We start from the raw sequence: 14,732 nt of genomic DNA on the forward strand, positions 1-14,732 counted from the left end.
CACCCGCGACCCGAGGTAGAGATGTTCCCCAAGGATGCAACGATCGCCGGCTATGACGACGAACTCGCCAGGGCCATCGCCGACGAGACCCGTCGCCAGGAAGATCACGTCGAGCTGATCGCCTCGGAGAACTACGCCAGCCCCCGTGTCATGGAGGCCCAGGGCTCGTCGCTGACCAACAAGTACGCCGAGGGTTACCCCGGCAAGCGCTACTACGGTGGCTGCGAATACGTGGACGTGGCCGAGAAGCTCGCCATCCAGCGCCTGAAGAAGCTGTTCGGCGCCGATTACGCCAACGTGCAGCCGCATTCCGGTTCGCAGGCCAACCAGGCCGTGTACTTTGCGCTGTTGCAGCCGGGCGACACCATCCTGGGCATGAGCCTCGCCCACGGCGGCCATCTCACCCACGGCGCCAAGGTCAACTTCTCCGGCAAGATCTACAACGCCGTGCAGTACGGCATCGATGCCGAGACCGGTCTGGTCGACTACGACGAGATCGAGCGCCTGGCGATCGAGCACAAGCCGAAGATGGTGGTGGCCGGATTCTCCGCCTATTCGCAGGTGATGGACTGGGCGCGCTTCCGCGCCATCGCCGACAAGGTCGGCGCCTACCTGTTCGTCGACATGGCGCACATCGCCGGCCTAGTCGCCACGGGCCACTACCCCAGCCCGATCGACCACGCCCATGTGGTCACGTCCACCACGCACAAGACCCTGCGCGGTCCGCGCGGCGGCATCATCGTCGCCAAGGGTCTGGGCGAGGACATCGAGAAGAAGCTGCAGTCCATCGTGTTCCCCGGCATCCAGGGCGGCCCGCTGATGCACGTCATCGCGGCCAAGGCCGTGGCCTTCAAGGAAGCCCTGGAACCCGAATTCAAGGACTACCAGGGCCAAGTGGTGAAGAACGCCAAGGCCATGGCGAAGACGCTGATCGAGCGCGGCTACAAGGTCGTTTCCGGCGGTACCGAGAACCACCTGATGCTGGTCGACCTGATCGGTCGCGAGGTTACCGGCAAGGACGCGGAAGCGGCCCTCGGCAAGGCGCACATCACCGTCAACAAGAACGCCGTGCCGAACGATCCCCGCTCGCCGTTCGTCACCTCCGGCCTGCGCGTGGGCACGCCCGCGATCACCACCCGCGGCTACAAGGAAGCGGATACGATCGAGCTCACCCAGTGGATCTGCGACGTGCTGGACGCGCCGGGCGACGACACCGTCATCGCGGCGGTGCGCGAGAAGGTCACGGCCCAGTGCGCCCGTTTCCCGGTATACGGCTGATCGATGCATTGTCCGTTCTGCCAGCATGAAGACACCCGCGTCATCGACTCACGGCTCACCGAAGACGGGAGCACGGTGCGTCGTCGACGCGAGTGCCCTCAGTGCAGCGAGCGGTTCAATACCTTCGAAACCGCCGAACTCAAGCTGCCGGCGATCGTCAAGTCCGGCGACCGTCGCGAGCCGTTCGACGAGCACAAGCTGCGCGTGAGCTTCGAGCGGGCCTTGCAGAAGCGCCCCGTGCCCAGCGATGCAGTGGATACCGCGATGCGCGCCGTCATCAACGACCTCCGCCGCCTCGGCGAGCGCGAGGTGCCGTCGCGCCAGGTGGGCGAACTGGTGATGCGCGAGCTGAAGGAGCTCGACCAGGTGGCCTACGTGCGCTTTGCGTCGGTCTATCGCCGCTTCGAGGACGTGCACGCTTTCCGCGAGGAGATCGAGAAACTCGAGCGCGACCTCCCCTCGATCGAAGGCCTGCAACTGCCGCTGCTGGACGCGGCCAGGCGCGGGCGCAAGGGCTGAGCATGTCGCGCCCGTTCTTTCCCGCCATGGATCACCTCCACATGGCGCACGCCTTGCGTCTGGCGGAGCGCGGCCTCGCCACCACCCAGCCCAACCCGCGCGTGGGCTGCGTCATCGCCCGCGGCGAGACCGTGCTGGGCACCGGCTGGCACGCGCGCGCGGGTGAGCCGCATGCGGAAGTCTTCGCGCTGCGTGAGGCCGGCACGGCGGCACGCGGCGCCACCGCCTATGTCACGCTGGAGCCCTGCGCGCACCACGGTCGCACGCCGCCCTGCGCCGACGCCTTGATCGCGGCGGGCGTGGCCCGCGTGGTCGTCGCGCACGAGGATCCGTTCGACCAGGTCGACGGGGCCGGTATCGAAAAGCTGCGCGCCGCCGGTATCGGCGTGCAGGTGGGCCTGATGCGCGACGTCGCGCATGAACTCAACATCGGTTTCTTCAGCCGCATCCAGCGCGGCCGCCCGTGGGTGCGCGTCAAATTGGCCATGAGCCTCGACGGCCGCACGGCGCTGGCCGACGGCACGTCCAAGTGGATCACCGGCGAGGCCGCCCGCGCCGATGTGCAGCGCTGGCGCGCGCGCTCCTCGGCCATCCTTTCCGCCAGCGGCACCGTGCTCGCCGACGATCCCCAGCTGACCGTTCGCTTGCCCGACGCCCCGGGTTGCGTGCCGCCGTTGCGTGCCATCGTCGATACCGCGTTGCGCACGCCGGCCGGTGCCCGCGTGCTCGACGGTACGGCGCCCACGCTGGTGTTCCACGCCGCGGAGGCGAACGTACCGGCTCATCTGGCCGGCGTGGCGCGGGCGGTCGTGCGCCGCGACGACCACGGCGGTCTCGACCTGCGTGCCGTGCTGCACGAGCTGGCCCGGCGCGACGTGAACGAGGTGCACGTGGAGGCCGGCCCGGTCCTGTGCGGTGCCTTGCTCGCAGCAGGGCTGGCCGACGAACTGCTGGTCTACGTCGCGCCGGTCCTGCTCGGCAGCAGCGGGCGCCCGATGCTCACCCTGCCGCCGCTCGACGACATGGCGTCGCGCTGGCGCCTGCACACGGTGGACCGCCGGCAGGTGGGCGACGACATGCGGTTGCAGCTGCGGCCGGCGTGAAAACCTATCCGCACGTCCGCTGGGGCATCGTCGGCTGCGGTGCCGTCACCGAGACCAAGAGCGGCCCTGCGTTTGCAAAGGTGAGCGACTCGTCGCTGGTCGCCGTGATGCGGCGTGACGGCGACAAGGCGCGCGATTATGCGGCTCGCCACGGCGTGCCGCGCTGGTACGACGACGCGGCGGCGCTGGTCGCCGATCCCGGCGTGGACGCCGTATACGTCGCCACACCGCCGTCCAGCCATCGCGAGTACGCCCTCATGGCCATCGCCGCGGGCAAGCCCGTGTACATCGAGAAACCGATGGCGATGGACCATGCGGAGTGCACGGCGATCGTGCAGGCCGCGCGGGCGGCCGGCGTGCCCGTCTTCGTGGCCTACTACCGGCGCGCGCTGCCGCGCTTCCTGCGTATCGCCGCGCTGTTGGCCGAGGGCGCGATCGGCACGCCGCGCCTGGTCAACGTGCTGTTGCACCATCCGCTCGAGGCACGCTACCGCGACCCGGCCAACCTGCCCTGGACGGTGCGTCCCGAGCTGTCCGGCGGCGGCATCTTCGTGGATGTCGGCTGCCATACGCTGGACATCCTCGATTTCCTGCTCGGCCCCATCGTCGAAGCACGTGGCATGACCGCACACCAGATGAACGCTTATCCGGCCGAAGACGCCGTGGCCATGGCCTTCCGTTTCGGCAGCGGCGTGCTGGGTACCGGCTTGTGGAACTTCGGCGCCGACCGCCGCGAGGATCGCGTGGAAATCGTCGGCGATCGTGGCCGGCTGGTCTTCGCCACCTTCGGTGACGGGCCGATCGAACTCGAGGCCGGCGAGCGACGCGAAAGCATCCAGGTGGCCAATCCGCCGCACATCCAGCAACCGCTGATCGCCACCATCGTGGCGACGCTGACCGGCAAGGGCGCCTGCCCCTCGACGGGCGACTCGGCGGCGCGCACCAGCCGGGTGATGGACCAAGTGCTCAAGGGCCACCCGCTGCCGCCCTGACCGTTGCAATCGGCCGTTCAGGCCACATGCTATTCTCAGCCGGCTGCTTTCCTCGGGGAGCGGCCTCCACAGCGTCTTCAGGGCGGGGTGCAATTCCCCACCGGCGGTAGGTTTCCGTGAGGAAACAAGCCCGCGAGCGCTCCCGGTCCTGCCGGGAGGTCAGCAGATCCGGTCCGATGCCGGAGCCGACGGTTACAGTCCGGATGAAAGAAGACGGCGTTCGCGCGTCCCTGGCGGGGCGGGCGGCGCCATGCGCCTTGGGGCGTTTTTCGCTCACCACCGCGGGAAACGTTTCATGAAAATCCAGTACCTCGTCGCCGCCTTCCTCCCGGGAGGTCGCTGACATGTTCACCGGCATCATCCAGGCCGTCGGCCGCATCGCGCGGCTGGAACCGCGCGGCGGCGACGTGCGCCTCGTCGTCGATACCGCTCCCCTCGACATGACCGACGTCGCCCTGGGCGACAGCATCGCCGTGTCCGGCGTCTGCCTCACCGTGGTGGCCTTCGACGCCGCCAGCTTCGCGGCCGATGTCTCCAACGAAACCCTGGCGCACACCACCCTCGGCAAGCACAAGGCCGGCGATCCGGTGAATCTGGAGAAAGCCCTGCGCCTGGCCGATCGTCTGGGCGGGCACATGGTCTCGGGGCATGTGGACGGCGTGGGCAAGGTGGTGTCCGTGGCACCGGACGGCCGCTCCTCGCGCTGGACCTTCGAGGTGCCAGGCGAGATAGCGCGCTACATCGCCCACAAGGGCTCCGTGTGCATCGACGGCACCAGCCTCACGGTGAACGAAGTCGGCGGCAACCGTTTCGGGGTGAACCTTATCCCCCATACGGTGGCACATACGGCTTTCGTCGCCCGGCGCCCCGGTGACGCCGTGAACATCGAGGTCGACGTCGTCGCGCGCTATGTCGAGCGGCTGCTCACCGGCGGCGATGCCCCGCGCCTCGACGAGGCTTTCCTGAAACAGCATGGCTTCGCCTGAGGAACCGCCCCGCATGTCCTTCAACACCATCCCCGAGATCCTCGAGGACCTCCGGCAGGGCCGCATGGTCGTCATCCTCGACGACGAAGACCGTGAAAACGAAGGCGATATCGTCATGGCCGCCGAGAAGGTGCGGCCGGAAGACGTCAACTTCATGGTCCGCGAGGCGCGCGGGCTGCTGTGCCTCACGCTGACCGAACGACACACCCGCCAGCTGGGATTGAAGCCCATGGTCAGCGACAACACGTCGCCGTACCACACCAACTTCACCGTTTCGATCGAGGCGGCCGAAGGCGTCACCACGGGCATCTCCGCGCAGGACCGTGCGCACACGATCCGCGTGGCCGCGGCGAAGGACGCGAAGCCCGCCGACATCATCATGCCCGGGCACATCTTCCCGCTGACCGCTCAGGCGGGCGGCGTGCTGATGCGCGCCGGGCACACCGAGGCCGGCTGCGACCTGGCCGCGCTGGCCGGGCTTGAGCCTTCGTCGGTGCTGATCGAGATCCTGCACGACGACGGTTCCATGGCCCGGCGACCGGAACTGGAAGTGTTCGCGGCGAAGCACGGCCTGAAGATCGGCAGCATCGCCGACCTGATCCGTTACCGCCTCGAAACCGAGAAGACGGTGGAGCGCGTGCACGAGGAGGACGTCGATACCGAGTTCGGTCCCTTCCGGCTGGTCGCCTTCCGCGACGCCATCCGTAGTGGCCTGCACTTCGCGCTGACCCGGGGCGATGTGGACGACGGCGAACCGGTGCTGACGCGGGTGCATGTGCGCAACACGCTGTCGGACGTGCTCCACCTTCGCCGTGACGACCTCGGCCAGACCGCGACCGATGCGCTGCGGCGCATCCACGAAGCAGATCGCGGCGTGCTGGTGGTGCTCTCGGGCGAGGACAGCGCCGATGCGCTGCTGGGTCGCCTCAAGCGCCACGCCGTGCCGGTGCCCACGCCCCGCGACGACCAGGAGTGGCGTCAGCTCGGGCTCGGTGCGCAGATCCTTGCCGACCTGGGCGCCCGGCGCCTGCGCGTGATGGGTACGCCGCGTCGCTTCGTCGGCATCGCCGGCTTCGGCCTGGAAGTGGTGGAACAGGTAGGCTGATCCTCCCGCGGGTTGCCTTCCACACCGCGACCCTCTATTGCTACCGCCCTGTGCCACGACCCCGCGAGACCATGCCCCCGACCTACGACATCCGCCTCATCGCCCCCTCCGGTTACCCGCAGTCCGCCGAAGCCATGCGCCGGGGCATCGCCCGGCTGGAAGCGGCCGGCCACCGCGTGACCGGCCAGGAAGTGCTCGCACGTCGCGATCTGCGCTTTGCCGGCAGCGATGCCGAGCGTGCGGCCGACCTCAACGCACTGGCCGATCCCTCGCGCGATCTTCCGGATATCGCCCTGGCGATCCGCGGCGGTTACGGCGCGCATCCGCTGTTGCCGCTGCTCGATTACGAGGGCCTGGGCCGCCGCCTGCGTGGCGCGCCCGTGGCCCTGTTGGGCCTGAGCGACTTCACCGCGTTGCAATGCGCGCTGTATGCGAAGAGCGGCCTGGTGACGCTCGGCGGGCCCATGCTGGGCGGCGATTTCGGCGCGGCCAGCCTCGATGCCCAGACCTGGGCGCATGTATGGGAGACGCTGGCGGCGGAAGAAGGGCAGGCGACGTGGGATGCGCCGGAAACCTCGGACATCCACGTCGAAGGCACCCTCTGGGGTGGCAACCTGGCCATGCTGGCGGGGTTGGCCGGCACGCCGTATTTCCCGGCGATCGACGGCGGCATTCTCTACGTGGAAGACCTGGCCGAGCCGCCCTATCGCGTGGAACGTATGCTCTACCAGCTGCTGCACGCCGGTGTGCTGCGACGCCAGGCGGCGCTGGTCGTGGGCGACTTCATCAACTACCGGGTGACGGAATACGACAACGGCTACGACGTGGACGTGGCGCTCGACCGCATCGCCGCCGCGAGCGGCGTGCCGGTCGTCCGCGGGCTACCCTTCGGTCATGGCCCGCGCAAGTTCACCCTGCCGTTCGGCGCACCGGGCCGGCTGCATGTCGCCGCCGGACAGGCCCGTCTCACGTTCACCGGCCATCCCCGGCCGAAAACCCCGTAAAATACCCGGCCGCCCGGCGGCCGTTTCGCCACAGGACATGCGTACATGAAGATCATCGAAGGCGATTTCGCCACCCCGAAGGGCCGTTTCGCCATCGTCGCGGGTCGTTTCAACAGCTTCGTCGTCGAGCCGCTGATCGAAGGCGCGCGCGATACGCTGGTCCGCCACGGTGTGAGCGACGATGCGATCGACCTCATCCGGGTGCCCGGCGCCTGGGAGATCGCACAGGCCGCCTACAAGGTCGCCGGCGCCGGCGGGTACGCCGCCGTGATCGGCCTGGGCGCGGTCATCCGTGGCTCCACGCCGCATTTCGACTACGTGGCCGGTGAGGCCGCCAAGGGCCTGGGCCAGGCCGCCTATACCTCGGGCGTGCCGGTGGCGTTCGGCGTGCTGACCACCGACAGCATCGAGCAGGCGATCGAGCGTGCCGGCACCAAGGCCGGCAACAAGGGCAGCGATGCCGCCATGGTGGCCATCGAGATGGCCAACCTCTATACGAAGCTGGCCCGATGAACAGGCCTCCGCACGGGATCGACCTAGCTGCCCGCTCCCGCGCGCGCCGTCGTGCGCTGCAGGCGCTGTACGCGTGGCAGGTGGGTGGCGCGAAGATGGGCAACGTCATCGAGCAGTTCCGCCACGAGCAGGACATGGTGGTGGCCGACCTCGAATACTTCGAGGACATCCTGCGCGGTGTCGAGCAGCACGTGAAGGAACTCGACGACGGCATCAAGCCCTTCGTCGATCGCGAAGTCGCGCAGATCGATCCCATCGAACTGTCCGCCCTGCGCATGGGTGCCTACGAGCTTAAATACCGTCCGGACGTTCCCTACCGCGTCGTCATCAACGAGGCGGTGGAAGCCACCAAGCGATTCGGCGCCGACCATGGCCACAGCTATGTGAACGGTGTCCTCGACAAACTCGCGACGCACTGGCGTACGGCCGAGAAGCGATCCTGAGCCCACCGCGAATCCCCGCGGGACAAGGAACCTGCATGGAATTCGACCTGATCGACCGCATCCGCCGTCACACCAGCGTCCATCGCGACGATGTGCTGACGGGGATCGGCGACGATGCGGCCGTAGTGGCTGTGCCCGCCGGGCGTGAACTGGCGATCGCGGTGGACACGCTGGTGGAGGGTATCCATTTTCCGCCGGGCACCGATCCGGCGGACATCGGCTGGAAAGCGTTGGCAGTGAATCTTTCCGATCTGGCCGCCATGGGGGCCACGCCCGCGTGGGCGCTGCTGGCGCTGACCACGCCCGATGGCGACGAAGCCTTCTTCGACGGCCTGGCCCGCGGTTTCGCCGAACTGGCCACGCCGTATCGCCTCGCGTTGATCGGCGGCGACACCACGCGTGGGCCGCTGACGGTCACCGTCGCGGTCCACGGCTTTATCGCGCCGGGCGAGGCCTTGCTGCGCTCCGGCGCGCGCGCCGGCGACGTCGTGATGGTCACCGGCACGCTCGGTGACGCGGCCGCCGGTTTGCGTTGCCTCGAGGAAAACGACATCACGCCCTACGCCGGCATGATCGAGCGTCTTAACCGGCCGGTGCCGCGGGTGTCAGCCGGGCAGGCGTTGCGCGGGGTGGCCACCGCCTGCATCGATATCTCCGACGGACTGGTGGCCGACCTCGGCCACATCTGCACGGCCAGCGGCGTGGGCGCGTCCATCGACGCCGCCTTGCTGCCGCGCTCGTCCGCGCTGCTGACGCATTTCGCCGAGGCCGATGCGCAGGATTTCGCGCTGGGTGGCGGCGACGACTACGAGCTGTGCTTCACCGTACCCGCCGACAAGGCGGCCGAGGTGGGCGCCGTGCTCTCACGGCTCGGCTGCGGCGCCACGCGCATCGGGCGCATCGTCGAAGGGGCGGGCGTGCGCGTGGTGGATGCCGCGGGCGAAACCCTTGCGCCGGCGCGCAGCGGCTGGAACCACTTCGCGGCATGAGCACCAAGTACGTCCTCGATCCGGCCGACCGCCGCCGCCTGCTGGCCTCGCCGGCGGGCTGGCTTGCCTGCGGGTTCGGCTCGGGCCTGACGCCGAAGGCGCAGGGTACGTTCGGCTCGGCGGCGGCGATCCTGCCGTGGCTGCTGCTGCGCGACCTGCCGCCGCTCGCCTGGCTGGCCATCCTGGTGGTGAGCTTCGCCGTCGGTGTGTGGGCGTGCGAAATCGCCGGGCGCATCCTCGGCGTGGCCGACCATCGCAGCCTGGTCTGGGACGAGTTCGTCGGCCAGTGGATCGCCTTGCTGCCCGCACTGCTTGCCCCGTGGTGGGTGGTGCTGGCCGGGTTCGCCCTGTTCCGCCTGTTCGACGTGTGGAAGCCCTGGCCGATCGCGTGGTTCGATCGTCGGGTGAAGGGTGGCCTGGGCGTCATGCTGGACGATGTCATCGCCGGCATCGTCGCTGCGGCCGTGCTGTCGCTGGTCCTGTTCTTCGTTCGCTAGGAATACCCCGATGGAATACCGCCGTCTCGGTTCGACCGGCCTCAAGGTGTCCGCGCTGTCTTACGGCGCGTGGGTGACGTTCGGCCGGCAGGTCGGGCGCACGCAGGCTCGCGAGCTGATCGCGCTGGCTTACGACCGTGGCGTGAACTTCTTCGACAATGCCGAAACCTACAACGCGGGTGACGCCGAGCGCCTCATGGGCGACGTGATCGCCGACCTGCGCTTGCCGCGCGATGCGTATACGGTGTCCAGCAAGGTCTACTTCGGGGCGGTGACCGACCCGAAACCCACCCAGCGCGGCCTGTCGCGCAAGCACGTGTTCGATGCGTGCCACCAGGCGCTGCAGCGCCTGCGCGTGGATTACCTCGATCTGTACTTCTGCCACCGTGCCGACCCCGATACGCCGATCCTCGAAACCGTGCTCGCCATGGACGCCCTGGTCCGGCAGGGCAAGGTCATGTACTGGGGCACCAGCGAATGGACGGCCGTGCAGATCGAAGAGGCGCATCGCGTGGCCCGCGAGCACCACCTCATCGCGCCGTCGATGGAGCAGCCGCAGTACAACCTGCTGCATCGCGAACGGTTCGAGCGGGAATACGCGCCGCTGTACGAGCGCTATGGCATGGGCACCACGATATGGTCGCCGCTCGCGTCGGGCCTGCTGACGGGCAAGTACAACGACGGCGTGCCGGACGATTCGCGCCTGGGCCAGCCGGGCAATGCCTGGTTGCGTGACGAAAAGCTCGAAAACGACGGGACTTGGCTGCACACCGTGCGTGCCCTGGCGCCGATCGCCGCCGACCTCGGTCTGCCGCTGGCCACGATGTCGCTGGCCTGGTGCCTGAAAAACCCGCACGTCTCCACCGTGATCCTCGGCGCCAGCCGCACGTCGCAGCTGGAAGCCAACCTCGATGCGCTGGATGCGGTGTCCCTGCTGGACGACGGCGTGATGCGCCGGATCGAAGGCGTGTTGGGTCAGAGGTCGCCGTAGAGCGCCTGTAGCGCGGCGATGGCGGCCAGGCCCGCCGTCTCCGTGCGCAGGATGCGCGGGCCCAGCCTCAGGCCGGTGAACCCGTGCGCGGCCAGTGCCGCGCGGTCGCGCTCGCCGAAACCGCCCTCCGGCCCGATGGCGAGCAGGGCGGGGCCGGCAAGGGCCAGTTCCCCGGGGCGCCGCGTGCCCTCGGGTAGCAGGGCGAGCCGCATGGCGCTGTTGTCGCCCAGGGCGGCCAGCCAGGTCGCCATCGGCACGGCTGCGTCCACCTGCGGCACCCGCGCGCGGCCGGATTGCTCACAGGCGCTGGCGGCCACGGCGCGCCAGTGCAACAGGCGCTTCTCGCCGCGCGCGGCATCCAGCTTCACCTCGGAGCGCTCGGTGAGGATCGGCACGATGCGGGCGACGCCGAGTTCGGTCGCCTTCTGCACGATCAGGTCCATCTTCTCGCCGCGCGCCACGCCCTGCACCAGCGTCAGCGCCAGCGGCGATTCGTTGTGCACGGGGCGACCCGCACCCACGTGTGCCACCACCTCGCGCTTGCCGACGCTAGCCAGCGTGGCGTCGAATTCCATGCCGTCGTTGCCGGAAAACAACACCACCGGCGCACCGGCTTCCAGGCGCAACACGCGGGCCACATGTTCACCTGCCTGGGCGGGCAGGATCAGGTCTTGCCCGCTGGCCAGCGGCATGTCGACATGGATGCGAATGCTGCGCATGGTGGCGTCCCTCGGTGGCAAACCGCCATTGTAGCGACGGCGCGCCGTCGCTAGCGGGTGGCGGCGTCGATGCCGGCGATGGCGGTATCCACCATGAAGTCGATCTCGTCTTCCGTGATGGCGTAGGGCGGCATGAAGTAGACGATGTCGCCCAGCGGACGCAGCAGCGCGCCGTGGGCCAGGCCGTGGCGGTACACGCGCAGGCCGCGTCGGTCACCGGCCGGAAACGGCGTGCGCTTCGCCTTGTCCGCGACCATTTCCACGGCGGCGATCATTCCGGTCTGGCGGACCTGCGCCACGTGCGGATGGTCCACCAGCGGGGCGATCCGGTGCGCCATGCGTGCGGCCAGCACGCGGTTGCGCTCGAGCACGGGATCGTCGCGGAAGATGCCCAGCGTGGCGGTGGCGGCCCGGCAGGCCAGCGGGTTGCCGGTGTAGCTGTGCGAGTGCAGGAAGGCCTTGCCCGCCGCGTATTCCGCGTAGAACGCCTGGTACACGTCCTGCGTGGTGAGCACCGCCGACAGCGGCAGGAAACCGCCGGTGAGCCCCTTGGACAGGCACATGAAGTCGGGCGAGACACCGGCCTGCTCGCAGGCGAACAAGGTGCCCGTGCGGCCGAAGCCCACGGCGATCTCGTCGGCGATGAAGTGCACGGCGAACTCGTCGCACAACGCGCGCAGCCCGGTGAGGTACGACGCGTCGTACATGCGCATGCCGCCGGCGCACTGCACCAGCGGCTCGACGATCACCGCGCAGGTTTCGTGCGCGTGGCGTTCGAGGATGTCGCGCATCTGCGCGAGGCGGCGGGTGGCGATCTCGCGTGGCGTTTCGCCCGGCTCGCCTTCGTAGGTGTCGGCGGAAGGGGCAAGCTCGGGCGTCAGCAGCAGCGGCGCGTAGGTTTTCCGGTACAGCGCCACGTCGCTGACCGAAAGCGCGCCCAGCGTCTCGCCGTGGTAACTGCCGGTGAGGGCGATGAACCGGGTTTTCTCGCCATGGCCGCGGTTGAGCCAGTAGTGGAAGCTCATCTTCAGCGCCACTTCAATGGCCGCGGAACCGTTGTCGGCCAGGAACACGCGATCCAGGCCCGGCGGCGTGATGCGCACCAGTTCCTCGGCCAGTTCCACGGCGGGGGCGTGGGTGAAACCGGCGAAGATCACATGTTCCAGCTTGTCGAGCTGGTCCTTCACCGCGCTGGCGATGCGGGGTTCGGCATGGCCGAACAGGTTGGTCCACCAGGAACTGACGGCATCGAGGTAACGCCGGCCGTCGGTGCCGACCAGCCATGCCCCTTCGCCGCGCGCGACGGGTACCATGGGCAGGGTTTCGTGGTCGTGCATCTGGGTGCACGGGTGCCAGAGGACGGAAAGGTCGCGCGCGACGAGCGTGTCGGCCGCCTGGGAAGCGAAAAGGGTCTCGGTCATCGGCCCATCATCGCCTCCGGGCCGCCGTGCCTCAAGTAAGGAGTGTCGAGGTGATGGTTTGAAATGGCTTCGTCGGATCGCCCTGGGCGTCGTCCTGCTGCTGCTTGCCGGCGGCCTGTTCTACTGGTTCCTGCCTGCCGGCGTGGCCGTGCCGCTGTTCGCCTCGCGCGCCAAGGGCGTGGTGCTGGACGATCTGTCCGGCACACTGTGGGACGGCCGTGCGGGCCGCGTCACCGCACGTGACGGCCGCGAACTGGGCCAGGCCAGCTGGCACCTGGGTCGTGACGCCATCCTCGGCCGCATCCACCTCCAGTTGCACATGGACGGTCGCGCCGGTCGCTTCGACGGGCATCTGGAGCGTACCGAGCCCGACACCGTGCACTGGACGGGCGTCGACTTCCGGCTGGATGCCGCGGCGCTCGCCGGCCCGGCCTCCCCGCAGGACCTGGCACCGCTGGGCGTGGTCGAAGGCCACATCCCACGGGCCGATCTCCAGGGCAACTGGCCGCTGGCGCTGGAGGCGGTCGTCCGTTGGCACGCCGCGGCCGTGCGCACGCCGGAAGGCGTCGTGGTGCTGGGCGACCTGGCCCTGAAAGCGGCCAGCACCGGTGGCGTGCTGCGTGCCACGCTGGCCGACGACGGCCACGGGCCGCTGGCCGCGAACGCGGCCCTTGCCGCCTCGCCGCTGGGCTGGCGCCTCGACGGTCGCCTGGCGCCGCGCGCTCCCGAAACCGCGCTGTCGCATCTCATTGCCCGTTTCGGCCCGCTGGGTCGCGACGGTGCCGTCAACCTCCAACGCAAGGCCGGGCTCGCCCCCGCGAACACGCCATGACCGATACCCTCGACACCGCGCTTGCCGCTGCCCGGGAAGCCGCGCAGGCCGCGGCGGAGATCATCCTGCATTACTGGCGCTCGGGCGTGGAGGTGATCGTCAAGGGCGACGACACCCCGGTGACCGCCGCCGATCGCGAAGCCGAGATGGCGATCCGAGGCATCCTGGCCGCGGCCCTGCCGGAGGCGGGCATCTACGGCGAGGAATACGGTGCGGACGACACCTCGCGCGAGTACCTCTGGCTGGTGGACCCGCTGGACGGCACCAAGAGTTTCGTCCGCCGCACGCCGTTCTTTTCCACGCAGATCGCGCTGATGCATCGCGGCGAACTGGTGCTGGGCGTGTCCTCGGCCCCCGTGTACGGCGAACGCATGTGGGCGGTGCGTGGCCGTGGCGCCTTCCTCGATGGCGAGCCGGTCCGCGTGGCGCCTACCGCCCGACTGGCGGAGGCGTCAATTTCCACGGGCAACGTGAAGACGCTCACGGCCGACCGCCGCTGGGATGCCCTGGGCGGCCTGATCCGCGACAGCAACCGCATTCGCGGCTACGGCGATTTCTGCCACTACCACCTCCTGGCGCGCGGCTCGCTCGACCTGGTCATCGAGTCCGACGTGAATATCCTCGACATTGCCGCGCTGGCGGTGATCGTCACCGAGGCCGGAGGCGTCTTCACCGACCTGTCCGGTGCCGCGCCGGGTCTCGACACGCGCAGCGTGCTGGCCGGCACCCCTGCGATCCATGCCGAGGCGCTGGTCCGGCTCACCGACGGTACAATCGACCGATGAACAAACGCCCGACGATCCTTGCGACGCGCGATGCGTCCACCACGCACTTCCGTCACGCGGAGGAAGTGGACCTGGAGTTCTCCAACGGCGAGCGCCGCACCTTCCAGCGCCTGAAAAGCAGCGGCCACGGGGCCGTGCTGATCGTGCCCATGCAGGACGCGGACACCGTGCTGCTGGTGCGCGAATACAGCGTGGGCGTGGACCATTACGAACTGGGTGCGCCCAAGGGTCGCATGGATCCCGGCGAAACCGTGGAGGAGGGCGCCAACCGTGAACTGAAGGAAGAAGTGGGCTTCGGTGCGCGCAAGCTCACCTTCCTCGGCACGCTGTCGCTCTCACCTGCCTACATGACCCACCGCATCCACGTGGTGCTGGCCGAAGACCTCTACCCGGAACGCCTGCCCGGCGACGAGCCGGAAGAACTGGAAGTCATGCCCTGGCGCATGGACAACCTGCACGAGCTGATCGCCCGTGAGGATGTCACTGACGGTCGTTCCATTGCCGCGTTGTTCATGGCCCGCGAGTACCTCGCCGGCCGCTACAAACCGGCATGAC

17 protein-coding genes and 1 riboswitch are annotated in these 14,732 nt (G+C 69.0%); of the genes, 15 read left to right on the forward strand and 2 right to left on the reverse strand.

Translation table 11 applies throughout. From position 1 onward, the window contains the following. Positions 1-21: 21 nt before the first annotated feature. The 12 genes from glyA to ACVKN3_RS16740 all read left to right on the forward strand — a co-directional run bounded on the left by glyA (position 22) and on the right by ACVKN3_RS16740 (position 10,420). Positions 22-1,278: a serine hydroxymethyltransferase gene (glyA, locus tag ACVKN3_RS16685; RefSeq protein ID WP_285405802.1), complete on the forward strand. Its 1,257-nt coding sequence runs from the start codon at positions 22-24 to the stop codon at positions 1,276-1,278. Between the two features lie 3 nt (positions 1,279-1,281). Next, positions 1,282-1,797 (forward strand): transcriptional regulator NrdR, encoded by a 516-nt coding sequence (nrdR, locus tag ACVKN3_RS16690; RefSeq protein ID WP_285405801.1) that lies wholly within the window; start codon positions 1,282-1,284, stop codon positions 1,795-1,797. Positions 1,798-1,838: 41 nt separating this feature from the next. Next, complete coding sequence (ribD, locus tag ACVKN3_RS16695) at positions 1,839-2,900, forward strand: bifunctional diaminohydroxyphosphoribosylaminopyrimidine deaminase/5-amino-6-(5-phosphoribosylamino)uracil reductase RibD (RefSeq protein ID WP_354516344.1); 1,062 nt, start codon at positions 1,839-1,841, stop codon at positions 2,898-2,900. Next, positions 2,897-3,892: a Gfo/Idh/MocA family protein gene (locus tag ACVKN3_RS16700; RefSeq protein WP_354516251.1), complete on the forward strand. Its 996-nt coding sequence runs from the start codon at positions 2,897-2,899 to the stop codon at positions 3,890-3,892. The genes ribD and ACVKN3_RS16700 overlap by 4 nt, the downstream gene beginning before the upstream one ends. A 69-nt stretch (positions 3,893-3,961) precedes the next feature. Continuing rightward, positions 3,962-4,111, forward strand: a riboswitch (FMN riboswitch). Positions 4,112-4,236: 125 nt separating this feature from the next. Further along, the gene (locus tag ACVKN3_RS16705) at positions 4,237-4,878 is read left to right on the forward strand and encodes a riboflavin synthase (protein ID WP_036137371.1); all 642 of its coding nucleotides are present in this window, start codon (positions 4,237-4,239) and stop codon (positions 4,876-4,878) included. 13 nt (positions 4,879-4,891) lie between these two features. Then, positions 4,892-5,983, forward strand: a complete 1,092-nt coding sequence (gene ribB / locus ACVKN3_RS16710; RefSeq protein ID WP_036137370.1) for a 3,4-dihydroxy-2-butanone-4-phosphate synthase — start codon at positions 4,892-4,894, stop codon at positions 5,981-5,983. A gap of 71 nt (positions 5,984-6,054) precedes the next feature. After that, complete coding sequence (gene ldcA / locus ACVKN3_RS16715; RefSeq protein WP_285405799.1) at positions 6,055-6,987, forward strand: muramoyltetrapeptide carboxypeptidase; 933 nt, start codon at positions 6,055-6,057, stop codon at positions 6,985-6,987. A gap of 45 nt (positions 6,988-7,032) precedes the next feature. Beyond that, a complete protein-coding gene (gene ribH / locus ACVKN3_RS16720) occupies positions 7,033-7,500 on the forward strand; it encodes a 6,7-dimethyl-8-ribityllumazine synthase (protein ID WP_285405798.1) in 468 nt (155 codons plus the stop codon). Beyond that, entirely contained in the window at positions 7,497-7,943 is a 447-nt protein-coding gene (gene nusB / locus ACVKN3_RS16725; protein ID WP_285405797.1) for a transcription antitermination factor NusB, read from the forward strand. Before ribH ends, nusB begins: the two co-directional genes overlap by 4 nt. Positions 7,944-7,978: 35 nt before the next feature. Next, on the forward strand, positions 7,979-8,932 hold the full coding sequence (thiL, locus tag ACVKN3_RS16730) for a thiamine-phosphate kinase (RefSeq protein ID WP_285405796.1): 954 nt from the start codon (positions 7,979-7,981) through the stop codon (positions 8,930-8,932). Then, entirely contained in the window at positions 8,929-9,429 is a 501-nt protein-coding gene (locus ACVKN3_RS16735; protein WP_354516248.1) for a phosphatidylglycerophosphatase A family protein, read from the forward strand. Before thiL ends, ACVKN3_RS16735 begins: the two co-directional genes overlap by 4 nt. A gap of 10 nt (positions 9,430-9,439) precedes the next feature. Continuing rightward, a complete protein-coding gene (locus tag ACVKN3_RS16740; RefSeq protein ID WP_354516246.1) occupies positions 9,440-10,420 on the forward strand; it encodes a potassium channel beta subunit family protein in 981 nt (326 codons plus the stop codon). Here the strand turns inward: ACVKN3_RS16740 and ACVKN3_RS16745 are convergent. Beyond that, entirely contained in the window at positions 10,405-11,139 is a 735-nt protein-coding gene (locus ACVKN3_RS16745) for a 16S rRNA (uracil(1498)-N(3))-methyltransferase (RefSeq protein ID WP_354516244.1), read from the reverse strand. The genes ACVKN3_RS16740 and ACVKN3_RS16745 overlap by 16 nt on opposite strands. Before the next feature lie 50 nt (positions 11,140-11,189). Beyond that, entirely contained in the window at positions 11,190-12,560 is a 1,371-nt protein-coding gene (locus tag ACVKN3_RS16750) for an adenosylmethionine--8-amino-7-oxononanoate transaminase (protein WP_354516242.1), read from the reverse strand. Positions 12,561-12,618: 58 nt separating this feature from the next. Between ACVKN3_RS16750 and gspN the strand changes: the two genes are divergently transcribed. From gspN to nudE, 3 genes are read left to right on the forward strand one after another with little or no spacing between them, the layout of a single operon-like run. Further along, complete coding sequence (gspN, locus tag ACVKN3_RS16755; protein ID WP_354516240.1) at positions 12,619-13,392, forward strand: type II secretion system protein N; 774 nt, start codon at positions 12,619-12,621, stop codon at positions 13,390-13,392. Beyond that, entirely contained in the window at positions 13,389-14,177 is a 789-nt protein-coding gene (locus tag ACVKN3_RS16760; protein WP_285405788.1) for an inositol monophosphatase family protein, read from the forward strand. The genes gspN and ACVKN3_RS16760 overlap by 4 nt, the downstream gene beginning before the upstream one ends. Continuing rightward, positions 14,174-14,731: an ADP compounds hydrolase NudE gene (gene nudE / locus ACVKN3_RS16765; protein ID WP_285405786.1), complete on the forward strand. Its 558-nt coding sequence runs from the start codon at positions 14,174-14,176 to the stop codon at positions 14,729-14,731. Before ACVKN3_RS16760 ends, nudE begins: the two co-directional genes overlap by 4 nt. The last annotated feature ends 1 nt before the right edge of the window (position 14,732 follow it).

The organism is Luteibacter sp. PvP120, from assembly GCF_054055715.1.